Raw genomic sequence first — 23,872 nt, 5'->3', positions numbered from 1 at the left:
TGTTACCCGGTGGTATTGGCTAAGCGCTTTTATTCCGGCCTCTTAGTTCGTTTTTTTCAAGTCGTACTCATACCTCACGGTATCGCCCACTACCTTTAACATTTGGAAAACATCGCCACTATACAAGTAAATGTACTGCCCGTTCAGTCGCACTTTTTGCGGCGGTACGTTTGAAGGGGTAGTGGTGGTAGTGGTAGGTATGGTTCTGTCTGCAAAAATGATGTTGCTTTGATTGATAGCATAGTCGCCCTTGCTGCCTGCGTGCAGGGTAACAGTATCGCCGGTAACGGCGTAGCCGGTTTTAACATCAAGCAATAGTTTTATGTTGGCTTTTAATGTATCAGGTTTAGTCTGTTTACTGGTTTTGGTAATTCGCCTGAATTCGCCGCTAAAATTACCTGTTGGGTAAGTAAAAGGCGGCGCATCGCTGGTTTTTAAGCATCCCGCAATAAAGATGGCGCCTACCGCCAGCAGGATCATATATTTAATTGCTTTCATTTTATTATGTAATTACTTTGTGTTACGTAATAAACAGGGCAAACGCTACAGGCGCGAAACAGGTATTTAAACTTTTTTCGCTTCCTCCCAAAAAACATCCATTTCAGCCAGGCTCATATCATGCAGTTGCTTGCCATTTTCGCGTGCTTTTTGCTCCAGGTATTGAAAACGTTTGATGAACTTGCGGTTGGTTTTTTCCAACGCGTCTTCGGGGTTGATGTTAATAAAGCGCGCGTAATTAATAAGCGAGAACATCAGGTCGCCAAATTCAGCTTCGGCTTTTTCCGTATCAATGGTATGCTCGTCAGCGGTATTATATTCGTCTTTAAACTCCTGCAGCTCTTCCTCCACTTTGGCCCATACCTGCTCACGGTTATCCCAATCAAAACCTACCCCGCGTGCTTTCTCCTGTATACGCGAAGCTTTAACCAGGGCTGGCAGCGATGCAGGGACACCTCCTAAGACAGATTTATTACCTTCTTTTAGTTTAATTTGCTCCCAGTTGCGTTTAACATCAGCCTCATCATTCACATGGGTATCGCTGTAAATATGCGGATGGCGGTTAATGAGTTTATCGCAAATGCCGTTCAATACGTCGGTAATCGTAAAGTCGTTGGTTTCTGAGGCGATGCGGGAATAAAACACCATGTGCAGCATAATATCGCCAAGTTCTTTCCTTATCTCGTCCATATCGCCGCTCAAAATAGCGTCAGACAGCTCATAGGTTTCTTCAATGGTTAAATGGCGTAAACTTTCCAGCGTTTGTTTTTTATCCCAGGGGCAATTGGTACGCAGGTCATCCATAATGGTGAGCAGGCGATTAAAAGCGTCGGCAGGGTTATGTGCGGTAATGGGAGGAGTTAAAGCCATGTTTATCTATTTTTACAAAGGTAGCAGTTAGTTTGCAGTTGTGAGCGGGTAATGGCAGATTGACGGTCTTAAAGATCCCCAGCTCAGGCTTGTCTGCCTACTACACAGAAATCGCTCTTAGCATCTCTCGTTTACCGGGCGCGCCGGGCGCTTTTTCAACCTTCAGGCCAAGGGCTTTTATACAGCGTTTGAGGTTGCCCGTTATGGCATAAGTGACAAATATGCCCCCAGGTTTTAAAAATTGCAGGGTATGTTTAATGGCCTCATCGCTCCACATTTCCGGCTGGTGTATGGCAGCGAACGCGTCAAAATAGATCACGTCAAATAGGTCGTCAGTAGTAAAGTTAGCCAGGGTACTTTGCGCTACGCGGAGTTTAGCGTTGTTAATATCCACCGGTTTTTGCAGGGCAGACTCATAGTTTTCCAGGAAACTTTGCCAGCTTGCAGGTGTAACATACTGTTCGTAACCAGTGGCCGCGATCAACTCCTGGGTAAGTGGGTAAGCCTCAATGCCTGTGTAATTTATCGAGGCTTTATGCTGGTTACAGTAGTCGGCGCTAAGCAAGAAATTAAGCCCCGTACCGAAACCCACTTCTAAAACATTCGCCGTACTTTGGCCGCTTTTCTCTAAAAAAAACTCTAAGCCCGAATGTACAAATACGTGCAGGCTCTCTTGCAATGCCCCGTGTTTGGAGTGGTAATTTTCGCCCACGAGCGCGTTGTAAATAGTTTTTGAGCCGTCGGCGGTAGTAACAATACTTAAATGCTGGTTGGCCTGCGCGTTATTCATAACTGCAAACAAACAAATAAAAGCACGGATTAAAAAGCGTGGTTGGGAAAGCCGAATCAGGCGCTCATAGCCAGCAGGCTGTTGAGTTTGCTGCAATAATCGGGCAGGGGAATCAGCCCTTTATCATAATCAGCTACCAGTTGGTCCAGTTCTTTGGCAATGGCGGTGCGATCGGGACCGGCCTCTGCGCAAACGGCTTTAAGGTTTTGTACTTTGTACGCGGCGGCTTTTTGCATTAGCATAGGTGGTGTGTCGCTGGCTTGCTTAAGTACCTTGTTGAGCTTCTGGCGGTTCTTTTTATCAAATAAAAGAATGAGATATACCAATACCGACCCTGCTATGAGGAAAAGGATGAATGTTTGTGTTGAGGATGATAACGCTGTTTCCATATAAATTATCCGCTACAATGCAATTTATAATATACCGTTTTGTACGAGGGCGTTTAATTATAGGTTACGGCTATTTCAGAAAAAAATATTCGTTTAGCGTATATTTTATCAACATGCGGATTGTTTAAACATTAAGCTTAAAGGTTTTAAACAATCCGCCTACCTTTGCATGATGTTACACAAGCCTTTAACTATCGCTTCACTCGCCATATTTTTAATCATTACCGCATGCAGCCCAAGCCTTTTTGCGCAGAGAAAGGCCTATAGTTTTCAGAAGATCGTTATTGATGCCGGGCATGGCGGTAAGGACCCCGGTTCGCACGGGGCTTACTCCAACGAAAAAACGGTGGCGCTTGCCATTGCGAAAAAGTTGAGAACGATGCTTAAAGAAGAGATGCCCGCAGTTGAGGTATTGATGACGCGCAGCACGGATAAGTTTATAGAGCTGCATAAACGTGCGGAAATCGCAAACGAAAACAAGGCTAACTTGTTCATATCTATACACTGTAATTCATCGCCGGAAAAAGTTGGCACAAGCAAGGGCGTTTTGCTGCTGGTTTACGGGTTTCACCGCAAACAGGAACAAATGGAAGCCCTGCGTGAGAATGCCGCCATATTTATTGAGAAAGACTACAAAAAAAATACAGTGGTTATGGAGAGGATGATGCGGTTAACGCCATTGTTTTAGGGGCGTTTCAGCAGCGTTTTCGTAAGCAGAGTATCCATTTTGGCAACTTGCTTAACCAGGAATTTAAGGAAAAAGACGGCAGGCACAGTTTAGGCGTTAAGGAGCAGGGCGTGCTTATTTTGCAGCAAAGCGGGATGCCCGGCCTGCTGGTGGAAACGGGTTTTATTAATAACCCTTCCGATGAAAAATACCTCAATTCCGACGAAGGGCAAAACGCCATAGCGCGCTCCATTACCAATGCCGTTAAAAAGTACCGGCAGGGGTTTGATTAGGGTAAACCATTAAAATAGCATACTATGAAACAGGCACCGAAAACATCAAGGAGAGATTTTATACGCAAAAGCTCCGTATTGGCAGGGGCGCTTGCTGTTAGTCCGGCCATATTATCGGCGGCCTGTTTACAACCCGGTAAAAAACTGGGCATAGCTTTGGTTGGCTTGGGTGGTTACGCGGGCGGGCAACTGGCGCCGGCATTGCAGCAAACCAAAAACTGCTACCTGGCAGGTATAGTTACCGGTACACCTTCAAAAGCCACCGAGTGGGCAGCTAAATACAACATTCCTCAAAAAAACATTTATAATTACCAAACTTTCGACAGCATTGCCGATAACCCTGATATAGATATTATATACGTGGTGTTACCCGTATCCATGCACAAGGAATACACTATAAGGGCTGCCAGGGCGGGTAAGCACGTGATATGTGAAAAACCAATGGCCCTGAACGCTGCAGACTGCCGTGAGATGATCGCCGCCTGTAAAAAGGCCAACCGGCTTTTATCAATAGGCTACAGATTGCATTTTGAGCCCCATACTCAGGAAGTAATGCGCCTGGGGCAAAAGCAAATTTTGGGGAAAGTAACGGAAATAGCAACTGGCAATGGTTTCAAATATACGGGCGACCCTAACGCCTGGAGGTTAAAAAAGGCTTTGGCCGGCGGTGGTGGCTTAATGGATATGGGTATTTATGCCATACAGGGTGCCCGTTATACTTTAGGGCAGGAACCTTTGGCAGTAAGGGCTACACAGGAGAAAACCCGGCCCGAGCTGTTCAGTGAAGTTGATGAAACCGTTTTTTGGGAACTCAAATTCCCGGGAGGGCAAAAAGTGACCGGGAAATCGAGCTATAATAATAACTGGGGCTTTTTACGGGCAAAGGCAGATAAGGGCAGTTTTGAACTGGAACCCGCCTATGGTTATGACGGGCTTGACGGTAAAGTGAACGGCAAGCCTATGAATATCCCCAACATTAATCAGCAAGCCGCACAGATGGATGATTTCGCTACTTGTGTACGTTTGGGTAAGCAGAGCCGTGTGCCGGGCGAAGAAGGGGAGAAAGATATGAAAGTGATCGATGCTATTTACCGCAGCCTGGATAGCGGTAAATGGGAAAACATCGGCTAAGTTTGGCTATATACATTTAAATTCATTTACTACCTTTAGGCAAAACCGTAGTATATGAAAGCTGTGATTTTATTAGCCATTATCCCTCAGTTCCTGTCCTTTTTCGGCTATGGCCAAAATATACCTTATGGTAAAAATGAGGCCGTTGGCAAATACTACCAGGTTAATGGCATAAAGCTATATGTAGAGGAGTATGGCAGCGGCCCGGCTTTGTTAATGATACACGGTAACGCGGGCGACATGAGCGCCTTTAGCCATAATGTGCCTTATTTTGCCAAACATTACCATGTGATACTGGTTGACAGCCGTTCGCAGGGAAAATCGGTTGACCCAAACCCCAAGATCACTTTTGAGCAAATGGCTGATGATTTCGCGAATCTGCTTGATGTGTTGCATGTGCCTAAAGCCTATGTGCTGGGTTGGAGCGATGGGGGTATCAATGCCATATTGATGGCGATACGGCACCCCGATAAGGTGATCAGTTTCGCGTCGACGGGGGCTAATATCACGCCTGATGCTTCATCCTTTGCCGACCCTAAAGGCTGGGCAAATTCCAAAAAATACTACGAGAAGAATAAGAACACGCACTGGAAAACCGCTGCTGAAAAAAATAACTTCAAAATGTTTATGCTCGATTGGGAGCAGCCAAATATCAGCCTTAGCCAACTGCACAAAATAACATGCCCTGCTTTTATCATAGCCGGCGAGCATGATGTGATAGCCGACAAGCATACACGGTTGATACAGGCCAACATCCCTCATTCAAAGCTTTGGATAGTAAAGGGATCGGGCCATGGCACCCTGATTGAAAAGGCCGACGAGTTTAATAAGCGGGTAGATGATTTCTTTAAGGGGAAATAGTTTGTCATTACTTTTCAATAAAAGATGTTTAAACATCTTTTATTGAAAACCTTTTTTACATTTGCATCACTAAAATAATAAGAACATAACATGAAAAAGATCTTCACCTTACTAACTGTAGCTTTATTTGCTACCGCTGCTTCGGCGCAAAGCACCTGGACGGTTGACAAAGCACACTCACACGTAACATTTACCATCACCCACTTAGCCGTGTCTGATGTTGATGGTACTTTTAAAGATTTTGACGCTTCTATCGTAGCTGCAAAGCCTGACTTTAGCGATGCTAAATATACTTTTACCGCTAAAACCGCTTCTGTAAATACAGATAACGAGCGTCGTGACGGTCACCTTAAATCTGCTGAATTCTTTGATTCAGAAAAATTCCCTACATTAAGTTTTACCAGTACTTCTGTTAAACCTAATGGCACTAACAAATACAAAGTAACCGGTAACTTAACCCTGCATGGTGTAACCAAACCGGTAACTTTAGATGTGGCTTACCGTGGTACTATCACTAACCCAATGACTAAAGCTCCTGATGCTGGTTTTAAAATTACCGGTACTATCAAACGTTCTGATTTTGGCTTTGGCAGCAAATACGGCGCGCCTATGCTGAGCGACGAAGTTGAACTTAACGCCAGCGGCGAGTTCATGAAACAGTAATTTTCAACAATATATATATAAAACAAAAGCGGCGCTCATTATGAGCGCCGCTTTTATTTTATATCCGTTTGAACGTTCTGGTTTTGCCCAGAAATTTTAGGTGCCAGTAGGTTTTAACCTTTAATTCACCTTTTTCATTGATGTAAGCGCATGAGTTCCACTGGCGGCCCTGGTGGGCGTCATACATCACGCCGTTTTCCCAGGTATTGCTTTCAGGCGCGTATTCCAATTTCTCAATCATGTTTATACCAACCAGTTTACGGTTGCGTAAAGAAGGGTCGGGGTTCAATCCGTCAACATGCTCTTCCATCTTCTTGGTTTCGTCGCGGTCGTCAAACCAAACTATGGTAGCTGTATACTCGGTGTTTTGTTTAGAGATGTTTATCATCAGGTCCTTGTCTTCAGACATCCACCTGCCGCATATTACTTCATCCATCCTTACCACAGTCGCAGCTTGCGACCATACGGTAAACAATAAAGCTATAACTGAAATTCTGATTACTTTAGACATAATTGGTTTGACATTGCTATGACATAAATATATGCAACAGTAATGTTACAATCCAAATATTTTGAAAATTATTTTCTTACGCGTCTGACTATACTCGTTTGAAAGTCAGTGTTTTGCCTATAAGTTTAATATGCCAGTAGCCTTTAACTTTAAGTAAGCCATCTTTGGTGAGGTAGGCCGATGAATTCCAATAGCGGCCATGTTTAGCGTCGTAGATCATGCCGTCTTCCCAGCTGTTAGTTGATGGGTTATAGGTAAGTTTCTCCACCACATTCATCCCTAAAATTTTTCGGCTGCGTAAGGCGGGGTTAGGGTTAAGGTCGTCGGTCCAATAATCAAGTGGTTTGGTATTATCGTGGTCGTCAAAGTATACGATCTTGGCCCTGAATTCTCCCTCCTCACGGTATACTTGTACTACCAGCGAACCATCTACCATTTGCCACTTGCCGCAAACCATGTCTTCGGCTGCTGTAGTACGGGGTGTACTATAATTGATACCACTGTACAGCATTAATGCAAAAAAACTGAAAAGAAACTGTTTTGTCATACTATTGCCATTTGTATTGTTATACAGGCAATAGCGATGCCAATTAATCAAGCCGGTATTATAGCCGGTGGAAAGTCATGGTTTTACCTAACAGTTTAACCTTCCAGTAGCCTTTTACTTTGAGGGTGTTTTCATTTTCGAGATAGGCTGCGGCACTCCATGTCTTGCCACTTTGTATTTCATATATGCGCCCGTTCTCCCATGAATCGGATTTCGGGTTGTAAACCAGGTTTTCCACCACATCCATCCCTAACACCTTTCGGTTGCGTAACGCAGGGTCGGGATTTTTTTTATCCGTAATGCTTTCCATCGGCTGGGCTTTGCTTACGCCGCCCGTGAACCTGATCATTTTAGCGCGGAATGTGTTCTTATACGGGTACACCTCAACCACCAGGTTCTTTTCGCTTGATTCCCACTTGCCGCATATACGGTTGGCAGGTGTATCCGTATCGGGCCCATAAGCGGGCTTTAGTAGACAGGTGAGCGATAAGATGAGAATGGATAGCAGACGCATAGTTAACAATAATATAAGGGCAAGATAAGTACAATGCAATCAATAACGCTAAAAGATGATATTGTTTGCAGGTAACAGATAAATTATCCGTCATAAATAGCTATGGTGTGAGTTCACTTTATATATTTGGCCTTAACTAATAAGCATCTCTCATCCGCATGAAAAAGCTGCCATTGCTGTTGCCTTTATTGGGGCTGGCTATATCCGCATCCGCTCAACAAAAAAGTATTTACCATAAAGGCTGGATAGATTTTAACAAAAACGGCCGTATGGATGTGTTTGAAGATTCTAAACAGGATATTGAAAAGCGCATTACCGATCTGCTAAGCCAGATGACCGTTGAAGAAAAAACCTGCCAGATGGCTACCTTATATGGTTATAAAAGGGTTTTAAAGGATGAGATGCCGGTACCCAATTGGAAAAATGAAATATGGAAAGATGGCATCGCTAATATTGATGAGGAACTGAATAACCTTACTTCGCATACAGATGATGCGCCCACACAATATTCTTACCCTTTTAGCAAGCATGCAGCCGCTATTAATACCATACAAAAATGGTTTGTTGAAGAAACACGCATGGGTATACCGGTTGATTTTACCAACGAGGGTATACACGGCTTAAACCACGACAGGGCTACGCCATTACCCGCGCCTATTGGCATTGGCAGTACCTGGGATAAGACCTTGGTAAGGCAGGCCGGCCAAACGGTTGGTCGCGAAGCCAAGGCTTTAGGTTATACCAACGTTTACGCGCCAATACTGGATCCCGCGCGCGACCAGCGCTGGGGTCGTGTGGTGGAATGTTATGGCGAAGACCCTTACCTCATAGCAGAACTGGGTAAACAAATGGTACTGGGAATACAGGAAGAGGGGGTGGCATCAACGCTTAAACATTACGCGGTTTACAGTGTGCCTAAAGGCGGGCGCGATGGCGCTGCCCGTACCGACCCGCATGTGGCCCCACGAGAAATGCACCAGTTATATCTCTATCCCTTCAGGCGGGTGGTGCAAGAGGCGCACCCTATGGGGGTGATGAGCAGCTATAATGATTGGGACGGTGTACCCATTACCGGCAGTTATTACTTCCTTACCGAACTGCTAAGGCAAAAGTTCGGTTTCAATGGCTATGTGGTGTCCGACAGTGAGGCCGTAGAATATCTGTACAGCAAACACCATGTAGCGGCTGATTATAAGGAAGCGGTAAGACAGGCTGTAGAGGCCGGGCTAAACGTACGCACTAACTTTACCATGCCGCAAACCTTTATACTCCCGCTGCGTGAGTTGATAAAGGAGAACCGCATATCCATGAAGGTAATTGATACCCGTGTGGCCGAGGTATTGCGCGTAAAATTCAGGCTGGGTTTATTTGATAGCCCTTATGTAAAAGATACCAAAGCGGCCGACAAAGTGGTGCATACCGCTGCTGATAAGCAGATGAGCCTCAAAATGAACCGCGAAAGCATGGTGCTGCTCAAAAATGACAATAACCTGCTCCCGCTGGATAAAGGCAAATACAAAAATATACTGGTTACCGGTCCGCTTGCGGCCGAAACCAATTATGCCATCAGTAGGTACGGCCCATCGCATAACCCGGTTACCAATGTTCTGGATGGTATTAAGAACTATGTGGGCAGCAGCGCTAAAGTAAGTTATGTTAAAGGCTGCAATATCATAGATGCCAGCTGGCCGGAAAGTGAGATCATAGAAACGCCATTGACAGCGGACGAGCAGGCCGGCATTGATTCGGCAGTGGCACAGGCCAAACAATCGGACCTGGTGGTTGCCGTTGTAGGCGAAGATGTGGACAGGGTGGGTGAAAGCCTTTCACGCACCGGGCTTAACCTGCCGGGCAGGCAGCTAAAGCTGATACAGGCTTTGCAGGCAACAGGTAAACCGGTAGTAATGGTATTGATAAACGGCCAACCGCTTACCATTAACTGGGAAAACAAATATGTGCCGGCAATACTGGAAGCATGGTTCCCGAGCGTGCAAAGCGGTCAGGTGATAGCCGAAACCCTGTTTGGTGGTAATAACCCCGGCGGAAAGCTGCCCATTACCTTCCCGAAAACGGTGGGGCAGATTGAGTTTAATTTCCCTTTCAAACCCGGCTCACAGGCAGGCCAGGGTGGTTCTAACAGCTGGGGAAAAACCAGTGTTAACGGCGCGCTATATCCGTTTGGCTATGGTTTAAGTTATACCACGTTCGCTTACAGTAACCTGCAGGTATCGCCTGATAAAGGCAACTCACAGGGCATTGTTACCGTAACGGTTGATGTAACCAATACCGGCCAGCGCAAAGGCGACGACGTGGTGCAGCTATACATTAAAGACGATGTAAGCAGCGTAACCACCTATGAGTATGACCTGCGTGGGTTTGAGCGCGTAACGCTTAATGCCGGCGAAACCAAAACAGTTACCTTTAAACTAACCCCGGATGACCTTGCCCTGCTGGATAAGAACATGAACTGGACAGTAGAGCCAGGCACTTTTCAGGCATGGATAGGCAGTTCATCTCAGGATATTAAATTAAAGACGACTTTTACTATTGAATAAGCAACACTATGATCCGTACAGAATGGATACCTTCGGCATATGCCAATAATGATCTTCCCGTTATCCGCAGGGCGACTGCTGAGGATATGCCTGTTTTACGCCAATTTGAGCAAGGGGTGGTGGAGGCCGAACGGCCTTTTACACCGCGTATGAAAGCAGGCGAACAATCCTACTATGACTTTGACTGGCTGCTTACCTCGCCCGATGCTTACCTCGCAGTGGCCGAACTTAATGGTGAACTGATCGCGAGCGGGTACGCCCGCATCAACGAATCCAAACCGTATTTACACCACACGCACGAAGCTTACCTGGGTTTTATGTACGTGATACCTGCTTACCGGGGTAAAGGTGTAAATGCTTTAATCATCAACTCACTTAAGCAATGGGCGCTTACCCGTAACATTACCGAATTGAGGTTAGAGGTATATACTCAAAACGCCCCGGCTATTAAGGCATATGAAAAATTCGGATTTAAGCCGTATCTTTTGCAAATGCGAATGGATAATGAGTAAACACTTCCCATTTACACGTATTTTAAAAAGTTTTTCAACTTATTGAGGTGTTATCCAAAAATACTATATTTATAGGGTAATTTTGGCAAAAACTAATTAAACACCTCTCATCTTTCCATGGAAATTAAGAGCACCGGCGTAAAAAGCAGCTGGCTTAAGAATATGATCATCAAGCGGTTGTATTTTGATAAAGCCATGTCATGCGCAGCGCTAAGCCAGCTTTTTGATAAAAGTATACCCTCAATAGCCAAAGCTATTAACGAGCTTATTAAAGAAGGTTTTGTTGTTGAACAGGGCTATGCCCCCTCCAGCGGCGGGCGCAGGCCGCTCATGTATGCCATCAATGCGCGGGCCATGTTTATCCTTGCAGTGGCGATGGATCAGCTGTCAGCCCGTATACAATTACTTGATCTTAATAACAGCCCGGTAGCGGAAATGAGCACCGTTGAGCTGAAGCTGCATAATAACAACGATGCTTTGCACCAGTTAACGGAAAGTCTTAACGGATATATTGCGGGTACAGGCATCCCTAAAGATAAAATTGCGGGCATAGGTATTGGTATGCCCGGCTTTATTAACGTAGTGGAAGGCATTAACTACACCTATTTGGATGCAGGGGGCGAAAGCCTTACCCGGCATATTGAGCGCGCTACAGGTATTACTACTTATATTGATAACGACTCGAGCCTGATAGCGCTTGCCGAGCAGAAATTCGGGATAGCGCGCTCTCAGCAGGAAGTAATGGTAATTAACCTGGGCTGGGGTATAGGCCTCGGGATGATTATTGACGGAAAGATATTTAGGGGTTATAATGGTTTTGCCGGTGAGCTAAGCCATATCCCTTTGTCTGATGATGGTGCCTTGTGCCTCTGCGGTAAACGTGGCTGCCTGGAAGCTGAAGCCTCAATGCTGGTGGTGGCCGAAAAAGCTGAGGAGGGTATAAAAAATGGTCGAGTTACCAGCTTGCAGCCTCACCACGGCCAATCTAAATTAATGGGCGACGCGCTGATGGAGGCCGCTAACCAGGGCGACCAATTCGCGCTGGAACTGCTAACGGACGCGGGCTATAAAATAGGCAAGGCGCTGGCCATACTCATCCATATCATGAACCCGGCTTATATTGTTTTGAGCGGGCGGGGGGCAAAAGTTGGGCATATACTCATGGCTACTATACAGCAGTCATTACATAAATATTGCATCCCCCGGCTTTCCTCGGGAACGGAACTGCTGATCTCGTCACTGGGTTTTGATGCCGAGCTGATAGGCGCCGCGGTACTGGTAATGGAAAATTTTGATAAAGACAGGTAACCTGCTTAAAATTCTATATAGTCGCCCGGTTTGTAAACCTGGTGAAATTGTATGCCTGCTTTTTCAAAGTACCGGGCATAGTTATCATATCTCGATCTCAGGAAAAACTCTTTCACGTAACCATCATGCACAGGTAGTATCTGCTTGGGTTTTAAGCTTTCGGCAAAGGCGGCTATGCGCAGTTCATTGGCGAAAGGGGCCATGGTTACCATCAACAGTAATTCAATACCCGGTATCTCGGTGAGCTTAGCCTCCATGGAATCTATCGGGTGCAGTATTTTTCCGTTGATGATGTAGCCCGTCATTTGTGGTATGGGCGCATTCAGCAAAGGCTCATGCTGCACATCAAACGCGTCTATGGTAAAAGGCCCTACGGTGTATTTACCTTGTTCCATCAATTCAAAGGCGATGCCCTCTTTCTGCAATGCTTCGCCAACCTGGCTATTGGCATATACCGTAGCATTGCTTAAACTGGTAATGGTTTTAAGGTGATCAGTATCCAAATGGTCGGGGTGGATATGGCTGATAATTATTGCGTTCACATCGGCAAAATCATCAGGTTTAACCAAACCCTCCGCGAAGGTAAACTTACCGGGGTCAAACAGCAGTTTAAAACCGTTATCTTCAAAAACAAGGCACGAGTGCATGAACTTGTAAATTCTCATGTTTGCAGTTTTAATTTTAGAACGGTAAACGCTTTTAAAGGTTTTAAGCCGAATAATTACAGCAATTGCTGAAGCTCAGTAAACTGATTAATGGTGGCAATCTGGCCTTCCTCAACCCGGCCAAAACCATATGCCGCGAATATAAAAGGCACACCAGCCTTGGTAGCAGCCTCATGATCGCCGGTGGTATCGCCCACATAAACGGGGGCTTTCAGGCTGTGGTCGTTCACAATGTCGCGTATATTATCGGCTTTGGGGTTGCCTTTGGTGCCATAGCACTGGTGCCCTAAAAAGTAGGTATGCATTTGGTGCTGGTCCAGGAATAGCTCTATGTAGCCGCTTTGGCAATTACTTACAATATAAAGCTGGTAATGCTGTGCCAGGTAAGCGAGGGTATCTGCGAGGCCCGCATAAAGTTCGCCACCCAGGCGGTGTAAAATATCCAGTTCAGCAATGGAGCATTGTTGCTGTACTTCGGCCCGTTGTTCGTCTGTAAGATTAGGAAACAGTTTTTTAAAAATGGCGTCATAAGCCATGCCGGTAATAGAACGCACGCGCTCGCGGGTCATTACTTCATTGGCCATAAAGGGTACTTTGTTTATGGCCGTTTGCCATGCATGGGCTACAGTGCCGGTGCTGTCCCAGAGGGTGCCATCAAGATCAAAAATTATGCTGTCGAATTTTCCTTTTAAACTTTCCATAGTACTTCGCGTGCCGCAAAAGTAAACTTTATTTACGAGCCGCGGCTATGGATATGCTTAGAAAGGAAACCTGCCAATACCAAACAACGCGATCATGGTAGGGAAAATGAGCAAAGCGAATACCCTTGCCTGTTCTGTCTTGCTCGACTGGCCTTTAACAAACACATGGTTAAAGTCTGATAAAATGGTGTTAATTGCTTTTTTCATGGTATACAGGTTGTAATTTCTATACCTGTGACCATGCCTTGTTACAAAGGTTTAAAAGCAATATTTCACAAAAGATAACCTGTTACATTATCAGCGTGTTTATTTCGCGTCGTTCACTTCTATCCAATAGCCGTCAGGGTCCTGTATGTATACCTGCGATACACCGTCAACCCGGTGCTCTACCTGCCCCGGTACTTGTTTCCAGTTGCAATAGGTAATGTTACGGCTTTTTAGCAGCGCGATGAATTCAGCTATCGAAGGGACGCTGAAGCAAATATGGTCGCCAATAACTTTGGGCGCAGTAGAGCAATTGCCCTGTATTACGTGCATGGCGGTATGGGGCGCTATACTATACCAGGTATGTACGGTATCCTTAAAAGGATTGGGGATAATTTTAAGCTTTAGTACCGAGGTGTAAAATTCATTGCTTTGCTTAAGATCTTTTGAGCAAAGCGCTACGTGGTTAAACACTGCCTGGGCTTTGCTTATCATCGGCAGGCAAAATAACGCCGCCAAAACCAGCATGGGGTAAAATATCTTTTTCATTCCTGTAATTAAATGGTAGTAATTGGTTATTAGCGCTAAAGTAAACTTTCCAGCGGTAAATCTGCTTTCGCAGTACTTCCTTTTTCACCTTAACCTACGCCCGGCATTGTAACAAGTTAGTTATAGTGGTATAGGAGCATTAAACGCATGCTTGTAGTTGTAGTTTAATATTTAAACAATAACAATAAATAAGCACCCGGAAAGGAAGATAAAAATATGGAAAAAGGAATGTTGAAGATAATGGCACTGGTACTGTTAGGAACCGTTGCGTTATCAAGCTGCTCTGTCGGGAACAGGGGTTATTATAGCAGGTACGACAGGTATAACCGGTACGATCGTTACCATCACTGGCACCACGATCGCTATAATAACGATGGGTATTACCGGAACTATTAATGTATCAGAACAAATTGTTGAACAAGTAAAACGAATGAGATATGAAATACTTAAAAATTTTCGCCATAGCAGTTGTTGCCCTACTGGGTTTTAATACCGCTAAAGCCCAGGTTTCCATAAATGCTCAAATAGGTACACCGGTGGCTTATAACAGGCCGGTTTACGTTAATCGCCAGGCATATTACCGCGAACCCAGAAGGGTAGTAGTGGTTAACAGGCATTATCATCGCAGGTATTACCGCAGGCCGGTAGTTATTGCCAGGCCGGTTTATCACCACGGCCCGCGCCGGGTGGTAGTGGTAAGAAGGCATTATTAATTAATGTGTTGTTGATTTGATTTGGATCCGCTCCCTGCCATGCAGGGGCGGATTTTTTTGTTTATCGGCCGCTGCAAACAATAGCCCATTATACCCCGTTATTAAGCGGCGTAACATACAGCAGCAAAGTTTTACAAACCAATTACCCTATGCTGTTTATATTGCGGCTTAAGCTTTAAGATATTTATGCATAGAGGTGGTTTATTCAAAATATTTCTCATTATATCAGCTGTAACCCTGCTGATGGACTGGTACGTTTTTAACGGCTTGCGTACGCTAACGGCCGACTGGCAGTCGCGCGTGGCTCGTTTGGCTTTACCCTGGGGCTTCCTGATCATATCAGTAGGGGTAACGGTAGTTTTCCTGCTGGGGATAAACAGCCTTAACTCCGCTCGGGGTATGACACCCTTCCATGAGTGGATGCTCAGCCTCTTTCTTACCTTTTTTGTAACCAAGCTGGTATTTTGCATTGTACTTTCTTTGGGCGATCTCGGTCGTTTTATTTACGGCATATCGCACAATATCAGCAGCGAACGAAAGCCGGGTGAGCCCTACTTTCCGGCCAGGCGAAAGTTTATCAGCGAGATAGCAGTTTTGCTTGCTGCCATTCCGTTCGCATCGTTCTTTTATGCCATGTTCAGGGGTAAGTATGATTATAAGGTCCACCGCCAAACTATTTATTACGATGAACTGCCTGAGGCGTTTGACGGCTTCACTATTACACAACTATCAGACATACATTCCGGCAGTTTTGATAATGTGGATGCCATGCAACGGGGGATCGACCTGGCTAAGGCTCAAAAAAGCGACCTGTTTGTATTTACCGGCGACCTGGTAAACAACGCCGCATGGGAAATTGAACAATATATAGATCGTTTTAGCCAGATAAAAGCGCCTTTTGGCCAGTTCTCCATCTTAGGCAACCACGATTACGGCGATTACATACAGTGGGACAGCGAACAGGCTAAGCGCGATAACCTGGAAAAATTAAAACGCCACCACGCCGAATTGGGCTACCGTTTACTACTCGATGAAAACGTGCAGCTGGAAAAGAACGGCCAGAAGATAGCGCTGATAGGCGTGCAAAACTGGGGGCGCGGTTTTATACAGATAGGTAACCTCGAAAAAGCCTTGCAGGGCGTTGATGATAAAGCGTTTAAAGTACTCCTTTCGCATGACCCTACCCACTGGGAAGACAAAGTGCGTTACCATAAAACGGATATACATTTAACACTTTCAGGTCATACCCACGGCGCGCAGTTCGGTGTAGAAACAGCCGGTTTCCGCTGGAGCCCTGTACAGTACCGTTACCTGGACTGGGCCGGTTTAGTAAAGCAAAATAACAGGCATTTATATGTTAACAGGGGCTTTGGGTTCCTGGCGTTTTCGGGCAGGCTGGGGATATGGCCCGAGATAACAGTGATCACACTTAAAAAAAGGCAGGCGTAGGCGCGTGAACAGTTTGTTTTTTGTTTTGGCGGTATTTGATACATTTGCTTTATGCCAATTATACCTGCTAATTTAAATGACGTGCCCGAACTGGTGGCGCTTATAAATTCTGCCTATCGTGGCGAGAGCTCTAAAAAAGGATGGACAACCGAGGCCGACCTCATTGATGGCACACGCACAAATGAACAGGGCTTAACAGATGATTTTAATACCCCCTGTGTAACCATATTAAAGCACCTCAACAACGAAGGCGCAATTACCGGTTGTGTTTACCTGCAAAAGCAAGGCGAAAAGCTGTATCTGGGAATGCTTACCGTATCGCCCGATCTGCAGGCGAATGGTTTGGGCAGGCAGTTATTGCAGGCGGCAGAAGATTTCGCGCGCCAAAACCATCTCAAGGCCATTACCATGACCGTGATTTCCAACCGTACCGAATTAATTGCCTGGTATGAGCGGCGAGGATTCAGCAAAACAGGCGAGGTAATACCTTTTAATATCCCCGAGCATAATGGTATTGTTAAACAACCGCTTGAGATGCTTAAGTTTGAGAAAGCGGTCTAAAACCATCCGTAATATTACACTATTACGCTTTTTTTGACGAGGCCACAATTACAATACCCCCAACCAGTAATATCCCGCCAAGGTAAGGCGGCCAGTTTACGCTTTTCTCCCTGTCGGCAGAAACTTGTATGGGTCCCGCATCAATTATCTTTTCCTTTTTGGTGTAAGTAAAGCCGGTCCATATCAGCATGGCCGCGCCTAAAACAATCAATACAATTCCTATGGTTCTGTTCATGGTTGTAATTAAATGGTTAAGTAAAATACTTTAATAGCATTTAGCGTGTAATTGTTTTGCCTCACGGATGGAACACTGTCATACTTCCACTTTTTTTTGGCTGATAGCGATTTATAGGTTAGGTTTGAAGGTAAATACCGACCCCAAGCAATGACCGAGGAGCTGATACTGGAAACCATTACCGTTACCAAAAATTTTTTTGGTGATAAATCATCAGGTGTAAACAATATTACCCTGTTTGTACCCAAAGGGAAAATTACCGGTATTGTTGGAGAAAGCGGGAGTGGTAAAACCACCCTGCTCAGGCTGCTTTCGGGCCATATAAAGCCTGATGCGGGCGATGTGTTCTTTCATGGCAAACCTTTACCCGTAAGAGGGCATAATCTGCAGCCTGAACATGCCGCCATTGCCATGGTAAGCCAGGATAATGCTGACATGGATATGCAGGCCACCGTGTGGGATAACCTGGGCCGTTCCTTACCGGCCGAGGATGTGAATTACAAGATCCAGAAAATTACACAGGCGCTCAACCTGCTCGGGATTGATGAACTGCGTGAGCTGCCTTTTGGTAAATTAAGCGGTGGCGAAAAACAACGGGTAACCATTGCCCGCGCGCTCATTAACCGCCCCGAAGTATTGATGCTGGATGAGCCCTTTAACCAGGTGGATGCCAATTATCGCGAGGGCTTGCAGCACGATATCAGGCAAATAGTTAAGGAATGGGGCGTAACGGTTATCCTGGTATCTCATGACCCTGCCGAACTGTTATCCATGGCCGATGAACTGATCGTGATAAAGGAGGGCGAAATTGTTGAGCATGGGTCGCCGGAAAAATTGTATCAGTCGCCAAAATTGCTTTATACGGCCAATGTATTGGTGAGTTGCAGCGAGCTTACCGCCGCCGAGGCCAGGGTATGTAACATCAAATCAAAACGGGGTACGGTAGTGGTGTATGCCGAGCATGTGCAGGTATCATCAAAACCTTTAGGTAATAAATGGCAGGTAAAACAGGTGCTCTACAAAGGCTTTTACGAGGAGTTAATTGTTGAACGCGACGAGGTAACGTTGCGAGCTTTCAACTTCGCGTTAAATAAATATCCGGTAGGCAGCAAGGTAAGCGTCAGCATAAAAAAATACCACGAGTTTGGAAAGTGGCTGGGATAACCCGGGCTGCCTAATCTCCCTGCTATATCAGGTTGTTTTTAAATGATATCCAAACCGGATAAACCTGATGTGCATCACTCACACACATTTTTTAATTTTATAGGTTTAGTAAATACATATCACAACTATGGCATTTATTGATTACTATAAGGTACTTGGAGTAGATAAAAACGCTACCGAAAAAGATATTAAAAGCGCGTACCGTAAGCTGGCGCGCAAATACCACCCGGATGTTAATCCTAATGACCCGGAGGCCGAAAAGCAGTTTAAGCAGGTTAACGAAGCCAACGAAGTATTAAGCGATCCGGAAAAGCGAAAAAAATACGATAAGTACGGAGAGAACTGGCAGCACGGCGAGGCTTATGAGCAGGCCAGGCAGCAACAACAGCAACAAAGGGGCTATACTTATGAGGGTGGTTCGGCCCAGGATTTCGGAAGTTTTGATTTTGGCGGCGGCGGTGGAGATTTTTCCGACTTCTTTAACTCCATGTTTGGCGGCGGTGGTGGAGGTAAGAGTGGCCGGCAGTCGGCACGCTATCGCGGGCAGGATTTTAACGCGGAATTGCAGCTGAACCTGCGCGACATCATGGAGTCAAAAAAGCAAACGCTTACCGTAAATGGGAAAAATATAAGGCTCACCATACCCGCAGGGATAGAGAATGGCCAAACCATAAAAATTGCAGGGCATGGCGGCCCCGGGGCCAATGGCGCGCCTGCCGGCGACCTGTATATCACCTTCAACATTCCGGAAGACCCTGAATTTAAGCGCACGGGCAGTGATCTGCATAAAACGCTGAATATTGACCTGTATACCGCTGTGCTGGGCGGGGAGATCACTGCCGATACCCTCACCGGCAAGGTGAAACTTAAGGTATCGCCCGGTACACAAAATAATACCAGGGTGAAATTAAAAGGCAAAGGCGTGCCCGTTTATAAAAAAGAGGGCCAGCACGGCGACCTTTATCTGACCTATAACATTACCCTCCCCACCAACCTTACCGATAAGCAACGCGAACTATTTGAACAACTAGCTAAACTATAACCCTTATGAAAGCAGAACAAGTAATTAGTGTAGATGACTTTTGCGTTTACCACAATGTTGAGTATACCTTTGTTGACTACCTGGCCGAAGCCGGTTTAGTGAATATCACCCGGATAAATGAGGTACGATGCATCCCCATTGAGGAAATAAGCGGTTTGGAACGCATGGTAAGGCTGCATACCCAGTTAGAAATAAACGAAGCGGGGGTAGCTACCATCAATAATTTACTGCAAAAGATAGAAAATATGCAGCAGGAAATGAGCTACTTAAGAAGCCGCCTGCGTATTTACGAGGCATAATCAGCCAAAAAGTAAAATTTATTTTTAAACCCTCATCGGTTTGCATGGTCATATACCCGTATGAACAATAAATGGTAATTAAATCTACTGTTATGAAACTGATGAAAATTTCAATTATAGCGCTCTTACTAACTGGTGCGGTACAATTGGCAAAGGCCCAGGTAAGTGTTGGCATAGGGGTACACATTGGCACTCCCATACACAGGGTTTATTACGAACCAGCACCGGCACCTGTTTATTATGATCCAGCACCGGCTTATTGCCCGCCGCCACCACCAGCTTATTGCCCGCCGCCACCACCAGCTTCGGTTTATTACGAACGCCCTGTTGTAGTGCGAAGGTATTATCGCCCTGCTTATTATGCTCCTCGTTTTTATCGCCGCCCGGTAGTAACCCAGGTGGTTTACAGAGAACGCTTCTATCATGACCGTGGCCACCATTACGGCCGCAGGTGGTAGTCAATATATATAGTTCACCAAAAAAACCTCCCAAGCAGCGGGAGGTTTTTTTGTTTATAGCCGTTGCCATTTATTTGTTCAGGAACTGTTGCAGGGCCTGCTGTGTAAACTCAGATAGTACCAGTTTGCCGCTAATGGCCGCGCGTTCGCTAAGCAGGGTGTCCCAGTTTTCGGTGCCCTCCCATAATATTTGCTTAAGGTTTGCCAAAGCCTCGGGGTGGTAAGCAGCCAGTTTTCGGCTTAAGGCCAGTACGGCCTCGTTTAGCGCGGATATATCATCATACACATCATTAAACAATCCTTTTTCCTGTGCCCACTGCGCGCTCTGGAAATCAGTAGCACGTATGGTAAGCTGCGAAAAAGCCGGTAACCCTATTTTGCGGGTAACAGTGGGCGATATTACAAAAGGCCCTATGCCAATGGCCAGCTCGCTCAATTTCACAGAAGCGGTTTCTGTTGCCAGGCAGTAGTCGGCCGCAGCGGCAAGGCCCACGCCGCCGCCTACCGCTTTTCCCTGCACCCGTGCGATGATGATCTTGCCGCATTTACGGCAGGCATTAATCACGTTGGCAAAGCCCGAGAAAAATGCCGCGCCGGTTTGCTCATCTTTTATGGCCAGTAACTCATCAAAACTGGCGCCCGGGCAGAAGGTACGGTCGCCGCCGCTTTGCAGCACAATTACCCTGGCATCGGGGTTATTACCGCAACCGGTAATAGTATCTGCCAGTTGCTTTAACAGGTGCGATGGTAACGAATTTTGCGCCGGATGGAAAAAACTGATGGTAGCAATGCCCTCCACGCTTATGGTGCAGCTTACATTTCCTTCGTTTATTGTGCTCATAATGGTAAATAATGATCAAGCCAATATAGGGCAAAATAACCTCAGCAAGCAACATTTAAGTGTTTATAGTATGTAATTAACTTAAGTAATAAATAAAAAATAACTTTTTATGAAAAACTACGATAGGAATAATGAGGCATAAATTTTATACTTGTACAATAGCGGTTGTGTTGTAAACTACCTTGCAACATATATAAAACTGCCACTACGGTTAAATGTACTACAGCCATCAGGGATCCGTGCAGGATGAAAATATATTTAAACAACTTATAGCCGATTCTCCATCACCTGTAGGATTGTATGTAGGCCCTGATCAGGTCATCACCCTGGTGAATAAATCGATATTAAAAGTGTGGGGCAAGGACGAAACAGTTTTGGGTAAAACCTTTTTAGAGGCCCTCCCCGAAATGGAAGACCAGCCGTTTGTGGCCATTCTTAAAAACGTTTACAACACTGGTGTGCCTTATGAAGCTTATGCCGAAAAGGTTAAACTTTTTGTTGACGGGCGCCTGCAAACCTACTATTTTAATTTTAACTACCAGCCCCTCCGCGATGCTGAAGGAAAGGTATGGGGAATATTAAACACCGCCTCAGACGTTACCGAACTGGTGATTACCCGCCAAAAGCTTGCTGAAGCCGAAGAACGGGTGCAGTTCGCGCTTAACTCAGCTCAATTGGGTACCTGGGAACTAAACCCACAAAGCGGCCAGGTACGCTGGGACGACCGCTGCAGGCAATTATTTGGTTTTACGGAAACCGACCCAATAAACTACGATTGTTTGTTGACACACATTCACCCGGCAGACAAACAGCGGGTTGATGAAGCGGTAAAAAAGGCGCTTGATCCTGAGGGTAATGGCCTGTACCATACCGAATACAGGACCATTCGAGCGGCGGATAAAGAAGTGCGCTGGGTGCGTTCTAAGGGAAAGGCTTACTTTAATACCGATGGCGTATGTACCCGTTTTGCCGGTACCGCGCAGGATATGAGCCATGAGGTAACCGAACGCGATGAGCAGAAACGGCTCATCACGCTGATCGATAATACTTCGGATCTGATCACGCTATCTAACCCTGATGGTACGGTTACCCATGTAAACGCTGCAGGTCGTGCCATGCTGGGGATTGGTGCAGATGTAAATTTACCCCATGTTTCGGCATTTGTTATGCCCCATGAAACCGACAGGCTGATCCATGAAGCGAATGCCGCCCTGGTAAAGCTGGGTAGGTGGAGTGGGCAGGTGATGTTAAAGCACTTTGTTACCGGCGAGGCCATACCTGCGCAGGTAACGTCTATCATGGTGTTTGATGCCGACGGGCAGCCACAAGGCAGGGCTACCATCGCGCGCGATCTGCGCCGTGAGATAGCCGACCGCCAGGCACTCATGCAAAGTGAGCAGTTGCTGCAAACCATTACCAGCGCCTCGCCTGCGGCTCTATGGATGACTGATGCCGAGGGGATGATCATTTACGCTAACAAGACCTGGACCGACTGGACAGGCCAGAGCAACGAAGAATTGCTGGGCACCGGTTGGTTACAATCTATATTACCGGAAGACCGCGATAGGGCAGCCCGTAAATTTATCCATGACCTGAACAAGCAACGCGCTTATGAAGTTGATTTCCGTGTGCGGCGTTACGATGGTGAGGTGCGGCGTTGCATTGCTACCGGTAACCCACAATATAACGCCGATGGCGTTTTTACCGGCTACGTGGGCGCATGTACAGATGTTACCGAAAAAACCATAGCAGACATTGCCCTTCAGCTTAAAAACCATGAGCTCAACAACCAGATAAGGCAGTTTGAATTCGTAACCGACTTTATGCCCGCCCAGTTGTGGACGTTTAGTACCGATGGCGAACTCGACTATGTAAACCGGCAAACCGAGCATTTTTTTGGTTTGCCTATGGCTGCCATAGTAGGTAACCAATGGCTTAACTACCTGCATACTGACGATAAGGAGGGATGCCTTGCCGCCTGGCAATACGCGTTGGAGCATGGCAGCCTGTTTGAATGCGAGTTTAGGCTAAGGAATAGCGCGGGCGAATACAAGTGGCACCTTTCACGGGCTCTGCCGTTTACTTCAGAAGGAGAAATAATTAAGTGGTTTGGCACCAATACGGATATTGACGAGCAGAAGCAACTGCAGCGCCAGAAGGACGATTTTTTGGGTATTGCCAGCCACGAACTTAAAACGCCGGTAACCAGTGTAAAAGCCTATGCCCAGGTGCTTGGCGCTATGCTTAGCCGCGAGGGCGAAGAGAAAAAAGCGGCTATGGTGATGAAAATGGATTCGCAGCTAAACAGGCTTACCAACCTCATTGGCGACCTGCTGGATGTTACCAAAATTAACTCCGGCAAAATCATGTTTAACAAAACATGGTTCAATTTAAATACTGCCGTGCAGGACGTGGTGCAGGACATACAGCATACTACCAATAAGCACCTGCTGGTAATGGATTTTGAAGAAACCGGCCATATATATGCCGATAAGGAGCGTTTGGGCCAGGTGTTAACTAACCTTATCACTAATGCCATAAAATACTCGCCTCATGCCAATAGGGTAGTAGTAAATACCCGGCTGGAGAACGGCGAAGCGGTAGTAAGCGTACAAGATTTTGGTATAGGTATACCCGAAGATAAAAAAGAAAAGGTGTTTGAACAGTTTTACCGTGTAGGTGGCAGCAAGCAGCATACTTTCCCCGGTTTGGGGCTTGGTTTGTACATCTCCAATGAGATCATTCGCCGCGAAGGCGGAAAAATGTGGGTAAACAGCGAAGTTGGAAAAGGGTCTGTTTTTTGTTTCTCAATTCCTGTTGGTAAAAGAGATTTACCAACAAATTAAATTTTTAATTAAACCTGCCCGTATTTTATTACTCAT

At 45.9% G+C, this 23,872-nt stretch carries 30 protein-coding genes; 17 read left to right on the top strand and 13 right to left on the bottom strand.

Annotated elements, in window-relative coordinates:
* Positions 1-42 precede the first annotated feature (42 nt).
* From CKK33_RS15970 to CKK33_RS15955, 4 genes are all read right to left on the bottom strand, one after another.
* Positions 43-498: a hypothetical protein gene (locus CKK33_RS15970; RefSeq protein WP_095705068.1), complete on the bottom strand. Its 456-nt coding sequence runs from the start codon at positions 496-498 to the stop codon at positions 43-45.
* 66 nt (positions 499-564) lie between these two features.
* The gene (mazG, locus tag CKK33_RS15965; protein ID WP_095705067.1) at positions 565-1,368 is read right to left on the bottom strand and encodes a nucleoside triphosphate pyrophosphohydrolase; all 804 of its coding nucleotides are present in this window, start codon (positions 1,366-1,368) and stop codon (positions 565-567) included.
* Between the two features lie 100 nt (positions 1,369-1,468).
* The gene (mnmD, locus tag CKK33_RS15960; protein WP_095705066.1) at positions 1,469-2,158 is read right to left on the bottom strand and encodes a tRNA (5-methylaminomethyl-2-thiouridine)(34)-methyltransferase MnmD; all 690 of its coding nucleotides are present in this window, start codon (positions 2,156-2,158) and stop codon (positions 1,469-1,471) included.
* Positions 2,159-2,214: 56 nt separating this feature from the next.
* Positions 2,215-2,547 (bottom strand): hypothetical protein, encoded by a 333-nt coding sequence (locus tag CKK33_RS15955; protein WP_095705065.1) that lies wholly within the window; start codon positions 2,545-2,547, stop codon positions 2,215-2,217.
* Positions 2,548-2,719: 172 nt separating this feature from the next.
* Between CKK33_RS15955 and CKK33_RS15950 the strand changes: the two genes are divergently transcribed.
* The 5 genes from CKK33_RS15950 to CKK33_RS15930 all read left to right on the top strand — a co-directional run bounded on the left by CKK33_RS15950 (position 2,720) and on the right by CKK33_RS15930 (position 6,162).
* Positions 2,720-3,235 carry an N-acetylmuramoyl-L-alanine amidase gene (locus CKK33_RS15950; protein ID WP_158223456.1) on the top strand — a complete coding sequence of 172 codons (516 nt, stop codon included), beginning with the start codon at positions 2,720-2,722 and terminating at the stop codon, positions 3,233-3,235.
* Positions 3,236-3,282: 47 nt separating this feature from the next.
* Complete coding sequence (locus CKK33_RS15945) at positions 3,283-3,507, top strand: N-acetylmuramoyl-L-alanine amidase (protein ID WP_158223455.1); 225 nt, start codon at positions 3,283-3,285, stop codon at positions 3,505-3,507.
* 24 nt (positions 3,508-3,531) lie between these two features.
* Entirely contained in the window at positions 3,532-4,638 is a 1,107-nt protein-coding gene (locus tag CKK33_RS15940; protein WP_095705062.1) for a Gfo/Idh/MocA family protein, read from the top strand.
* Positions 4,639-4,692: 54 nt separating this feature from the next.
* The gene (locus CKK33_RS15935; protein WP_095705061.1) at positions 4,693-5,499 is read left to right on the top strand and encodes an alpha/beta fold hydrolase; all 807 of its coding nucleotides are present in this window, start codon (positions 4,693-4,695) and stop codon (positions 5,497-5,499) included.
* A gap of 90 nt (positions 5,500-5,589) precedes the next feature.
* Positions 5,590-6,162, top strand: coding sequence for a YceI family protein (locus tag CKK33_RS15930; protein ID WP_095705060.1), 573 nt, complete (start codon positions 5,590-5,592; stop codon positions 6,160-6,162).
* Between the two features lie 58 nt (positions 6,163-6,220).
* Here the strand turns inward: CKK33_RS15930 and CKK33_RS15925 are convergent, their stop codons facing one another.
* The 3 genes from CKK33_RS15925 to CKK33_RS15915 all read right to left on the bottom strand — a co-directional run bounded on the left by CKK33_RS15925 (position 6,221) and on the right by CKK33_RS15915 (position 7,734).
* On the bottom strand, positions 6,221-6,673 hold the full coding sequence (locus tag CKK33_RS15925; RefSeq protein WP_095705059.1) for a DUF2147 domain-containing protein: 453 nt from the start codon (positions 6,671-6,673) through the stop codon (positions 6,221-6,223).
* Positions 6,674-6,761: 88 nt separating this feature from the next.
* Positions 6,762-7,220 carry a DUF2147 domain-containing protein gene (locus CKK33_RS15920; protein WP_095705058.1) on the bottom strand — a complete coding sequence of 153 codons (459 nt, stop codon included), beginning with the start codon at positions 7,218-7,220 and terminating at the stop codon, positions 6,762-6,764.
* A 58-nt stretch (positions 7,221-7,278) separates the two neighbouring features.
* Positions 7,279-7,734 carry a DUF2147 domain-containing protein gene (locus CKK33_RS15915; RefSeq protein WP_095705057.1) on the bottom strand — a complete coding sequence of 152 codons (456 nt, stop codon included), beginning with the start codon at positions 7,732-7,734 and terminating at the stop codon, positions 7,279-7,281.
* 158 nt (positions 7,735-7,892) lie between these two features.
* On the opposite strand from CKK33_RS15915, the gene CKK33_RS15910 reads away from it, so the two are divergent.
* From CKK33_RS15910 to CKK33_RS15900, 3 genes are all read left to right on the top strand, one after another.
* Positions 7,893-10,289 (top strand): glycoside hydrolase family 3 N-terminal domain-containing protein, encoded by a 2,397-nt coding sequence (locus CKK33_RS15910; protein ID WP_095705056.1) that lies wholly within the window; start codon positions 7,893-7,895, stop codon positions 10,287-10,289.
* An 8-nt stretch (positions 10,290-10,297) separates the two neighbouring features.
* Positions 10,298-10,801, top strand: coding sequence for a GNAT family N-acetyltransferase (locus CKK33_RS15905; protein ID WP_095705055.1), 504 nt, complete (start codon positions 10,298-10,300; stop codon positions 10,799-10,801).
* Positions 10,802-10,918: 117 nt separating this feature from the next.
* Complete coding sequence (locus CKK33_RS15900) at positions 10,919-12,109, top strand: ROK family protein (RefSeq protein WP_095705054.1); 1,191 nt, start codon at positions 10,919-10,921, stop codon at positions 12,107-12,109.
* Positions 12,110-12,114: 5 nt separating this feature from the next.
* On the opposite strand, the gene CKK33_RS15895 is transcribed toward CKK33_RS15900, so the two are convergent.
* The 4 genes from CKK33_RS15895 to CKK33_RS15885 form a co-directional block, all read right to left on the bottom strand.
* Entirely contained in the window at positions 12,115-12,774 is a 660-nt protein-coding gene (locus CKK33_RS15895) for an MBL fold metallo-hydrolase (RefSeq protein ID WP_095705053.1), read from the bottom strand.
* 56 nt (positions 12,775-12,830) lie between these two features.
* Positions 12,831-13,475 carry an HAD family hydrolase gene (locus CKK33_RS15890; protein WP_095705052.1) on the bottom strand — a complete coding sequence of 215 codons (645 nt, stop codon included), beginning with the start codon at positions 13,473-13,475 and terminating at the stop codon, positions 12,831-12,833.
* Between the two features lie 57 nt (positions 13,476-13,532).
* Positions 13,533-13,682 (bottom strand): hypothetical protein, encoded by a 150-nt coding sequence (locus CKK33_RS19540; RefSeq protein WP_158223454.1) that lies wholly within the window; start codon positions 13,680-13,682, stop codon positions 13,533-13,535.
* Positions 13,683-13,781: 99 nt separating this feature from the next.
* The gene (locus CKK33_RS15885; RefSeq protein ID WP_233138237.1) at positions 13,782-14,228 is read right to left on the bottom strand and encodes a VOC family protein; all 447 of its coding nucleotides are present in this window, start codon (positions 14,226-14,228) and stop codon (positions 13,782-13,784) included.
* A gap of 216 nt (positions 14,229-14,444) precedes the next feature.
* Between CKK33_RS15885 and CKK33_RS19435 the strand changes: the two genes are divergently transcribed.
* From CKK33_RS19435 to CKK33_RS15870, 4 genes are all read left to right on the top strand, one after another.
* Positions 14,445-14,624 (top strand): hypothetical protein, encoded by a 180-nt coding sequence (locus CKK33_RS19435; protein ID WP_143822976.1) that lies wholly within the window; start codon positions 14,445-14,447, stop codon positions 14,622-14,624.
* Positions 14,625-14,665: 41 nt separating this feature from the next.
* Positions 14,666-14,941, top strand: a complete 276-nt coding sequence (locus tag CKK33_RS15880) for a hypothetical protein (protein ID WP_095705051.1) — start codon at positions 14,666-14,668, stop codon at positions 14,939-14,941.
* Between the two features lie 243 nt (positions 14,942-15,184).
* Positions 15,185-16,390 carry a metallophosphoesterase gene (locus CKK33_RS15875; protein WP_198952485.1) on the top strand — a complete coding sequence of 402 codons (1,206 nt, stop codon included), beginning with the start codon at positions 15,185-15,187 and terminating at the stop codon, positions 16,388-16,390.
* A gap of 51 nt (positions 16,391-16,441) precedes the next feature.
* On the top strand, positions 16,442-16,951 hold the full coding sequence (locus CKK33_RS15870; protein ID WP_095705049.1) for a GNAT family N-acetyltransferase: 510 nt from the start codon (positions 16,442-16,444) through the stop codon (positions 16,949-16,951).
* Between the two features lie 22 nt (positions 16,952-16,973).
* Here the strand turns inward: CKK33_RS15870 and CKK33_RS15865 are convergent, their stop codons facing one another.
* Positions 16,974-17,186 (bottom strand): hypothetical protein, encoded by a 213-nt coding sequence (locus tag CKK33_RS15865; protein ID WP_095705048.1) that lies wholly within the window; start codon positions 17,184-17,186, stop codon positions 16,974-16,976.
* 150 nt (positions 17,187-17,336) lie between these two features.
* Between CKK33_RS15865 and CKK33_RS15860 the strand changes: the two genes are divergently transcribed.
* The 4 genes from CKK33_RS15860 to CKK33_RS15845 all read left to right on the top strand — a co-directional run bounded on the left by CKK33_RS15860 (position 17,337) and on the right by CKK33_RS15845 (position 20,149).
* Complete coding sequence (locus tag CKK33_RS15860) at positions 17,337-18,350, top strand: ABC transporter ATP-binding protein (protein WP_095705047.1); 1,014 nt, start codon at positions 17,337-17,339, stop codon at positions 18,348-18,350.
* Positions 18,351-18,477: 127 nt separating this feature from the next.
* A complete protein-coding gene (locus tag CKK33_RS15855) occupies positions 18,478-19,392 on the top strand; it encodes a DnaJ C-terminal domain-containing protein (protein ID WP_095705046.1) in 915 nt (304 codons plus the stop codon).
* Positions 19,393-19,397: 5 nt separating this feature from the next.
* Complete coding sequence (locus tag CKK33_RS15850; RefSeq protein ID WP_095705045.1) at positions 19,398-19,691, top strand: chaperone modulator CbpM; 294 nt, start codon at positions 19,398-19,400, stop codon at positions 19,689-19,691.
* A gap of 92 nt (positions 19,692-19,783) precedes the next feature.
* Complete coding sequence (locus CKK33_RS15845) at positions 19,784-20,149, top strand: hypothetical protein (protein ID WP_198952484.1); 366 nt, start codon at positions 19,784-19,786, stop codon at positions 20,147-20,149.
* 70 nt (positions 20,150-20,219) lie between these two features.
* Here the strand turns inward: CKK33_RS15845 and CKK33_RS15840 are convergent, their stop codons facing one another.
* A complete protein-coding gene (locus CKK33_RS15840; RefSeq protein WP_095705044.1) occupies positions 20,220-20,990 on the bottom strand; it encodes an enoyl-CoA hydratase/isomerase family protein in 771 nt (256 codons plus the stop codon).
* Between the two features lie 215 nt (positions 20,991-21,205).
* On the opposite strand from CKK33_RS15840, the gene CKK33_RS15835 reads away from it, so the two are divergent.
* Positions 21,206-23,836: a PAS domain-containing protein gene (locus tag CKK33_RS15835; protein ID WP_095705043.1), complete on the top strand. Its 2,631-nt coding sequence runs from the start codon at positions 21,206-21,208 to the stop codon at positions 23,834-23,836.
* Positions 23,837-23,872 lie beyond the last annotated feature (36 nt).

Source organism: Mucilaginibacter sp. MD40 (assembly GCF_002288635.1).
Taxonomy (GTDB): Bacteria; Bacteroidota; Bacteroidia; order Sphingobacteriales; family Sphingobacteriaceae; genus Mucilaginibacter.
The sequence above is the reverse complement of the archived record's forward strand: the minus strand, read 5'-3'. Positions and strand labels throughout refer to the sequence as shown.

Excerpts from the sequence above, each read along its gene's own strand:
- CKK33_RS19435 (WP_143822976.1), top strand. The coding sequence starts at position 14,445 with ATGGAAAAAGGAATGTTGAAGATAATGGCACTGGTACTGTTAGGAACC.
- CKK33_RS15950 (WP_158223456.1), top strand. The coding sequence starts at position 2,720 with ATGTTACACAAGCCTTTAACTATCGCTTCACTCGCCATATTTTTAATC.
- CKK33_RS15880 (WP_095705051.1), top strand. The coding sequence starts at position 14,666 with ATGAAATACTTAAAAATTTTCGCCATAGCAGTTGTTGCCCTACTGGGT.
- CKK33_RS15895 (WP_095705053.1), bottom strand. The coding sequence starts at position 12,774 with ATGAGAATTTACAAGTTCATGCACTCGTGCCTTGTTTTTGAAGATAAC.
- CKK33_RS15930 (WP_095705060.1), top strand. The coding sequence starts at position 5,590 with ATGAAAAAGATCTTCACCTTACTAACTGTAGCTTTATTTGCTACCGCT.
- CKK33_RS15955 (WP_095705065.1), bottom strand. The coding sequence starts at position 2,547 with ATGGAAACAGCGTTATCATCCTCAACACAAACATTCATCCTTTTCCTC.
- CKK33_RS15940 (WP_095705062.1), top strand. The coding sequence starts at position 3,532 with ATGAAACAGGCACCGAAAACATCAAGGAGAGATTTTATACGCAAAAGC.
- CKK33_RS15870 (WP_095705049.1), top strand. The coding sequence starts at position 16,442 with ATGCCAATTATACCTGCTAATTTAAATGACGTGCCCGAACTGGTGGCG.
- CKK33_RS15915 (WP_095705057.1), bottom strand. The coding sequence starts at position 7,734 with ATGCGTCTGCTATCCATTCTCATCTTATCGCTCACCTGTCTACTAAAG.
- CKK33_RS15845 (WP_198952484.1), top strand. The coding sequence starts at position 19,784 with ATGAAACTGATGAAAATTTCAATTATAGCGCTCTTACTAACTGGTGCG.
- CKK33_RS15865 (WP_095705048.1), bottom strand. The coding sequence starts at position 17,186 with ATGAACAGAACCATAGGAATTGTATTGATTGTTTTAGGCGCGGCCATG.
- CKK33_RS15860 (WP_095705047.1), top strand. The coding sequence starts at position 17,337 with ATGACCGAGGAGCTGATACTGGAAACCATTACCGTTACCAAAAATTTT.
- CKK33_RS15910 (WP_095705056.1), top strand. The coding sequence starts at position 7,893 with ATGAAAAAGCTGCCATTGCTGTTGCCTTTATTGGGGCTGGCTATATCC.
- CKK33_RS15900 (WP_095705054.1), top strand. The coding sequence starts at position 10,919 with ATGGAAATTAAGAGCACCGGCGTAAAAAGCAGCTGGCTTAAGAATATG.
- mazG (WP_095705067.1), bottom strand. The coding sequence starts at position 1,368 with ATGGCTTTAACTCCTCCCATTACCGCACATAACCCTGCCGACGCTTTT.
- CKK33_RS15935 (WP_095705061.1), top strand. The coding sequence starts at position 4,693 with ATGAAAGCTGTGATTTTATTAGCCATTATCCCTCAGTTCCTGTCCTTT.
- CKK33_RS15875 (WP_198952485.1), top strand. The coding sequence starts at position 15,185 with ATGGACTGGTACGTTTTTAACGGCTTGCGTACGCTAACGGCCGACTGG.
- CKK33_RS15855 (WP_095705046.1), top strand. The coding sequence starts at position 18,478 with ATGGCATTTATTGATTACTATAAGGTACTTGGAGTAGATAAAAACGCT.
- CKK33_RS15840 (WP_095705044.1), bottom strand. The coding sequence starts at position 20,990 with ATGAGCACAATAAACGAAGGAAATGTAAGCTGCACCATAAGCGTGGAG.
- CKK33_RS15925 (WP_095705059.1), bottom strand. The coding sequence starts at position 6,673 with ATGTCTAAAGTAATCAGAATTTCAGTTATAGCTTTATTGTTTACCGTA.
- CKK33_RS15970 (WP_095705068.1), bottom strand. The coding sequence starts at position 498 with ATGAAAGCAATTAAATATATGATCCTGCTGGCGGTAGGCGCCATCTTT.
- CKK33_RS15885 (WP_233138237.1), bottom strand. The coding sequence starts at position 14,228 with ATGAAAAAGATATTTTACCCCATGCTGGTTTTGGCGGCGTTATTTTGC.
- CKK33_RS15835 (WP_095705043.1), top strand. The coding sequence starts at position 21,206 with ATGTACTACAGCCATCAGGGATCCGTGCAGGATGAAAATATATTTAAA.
- CKK33_RS15920 (WP_095705058.1), bottom strand. The coding sequence starts at position 7,220 with ATGACAAAACAGTTTCTTTTCAGTTTTTTTGCATTAATGCTGTACAGT.
- mnmD (WP_095705066.1), bottom strand. The coding sequence starts at position 2,158 with ATGAATAACGCGCAGGCCAACCAGCATTTAAGTATTGTTACTACCGCC.
- CKK33_RS15905 (WP_095705055.1), top strand. The coding sequence starts at position 10,298 with ATGATCCGTACAGAATGGATACCTTCGGCATATGCCAATAATGATCTT.
- CKK33_RS15850 (WP_095705045.1), top strand. The coding sequence starts at position 19,398 with ATGAAAGCAGAACAAGTAATTAGTGTAGATGACTTTTGCGTTTACCAC.
- CKK33_RS19540 (WP_158223454.1), bottom strand. The coding sequence starts at position 13,682 with ATGAAAAAAGCAATTAACACCATTTTATCAGACTTTAACCATGTGTTT.
- CKK33_RS15890 (WP_095705052.1), bottom strand. The coding sequence starts at position 13,475 with ATGGAAAGTTTAAAAGGAAAATTCGACAGCATAATTTTTGATCTTGAT.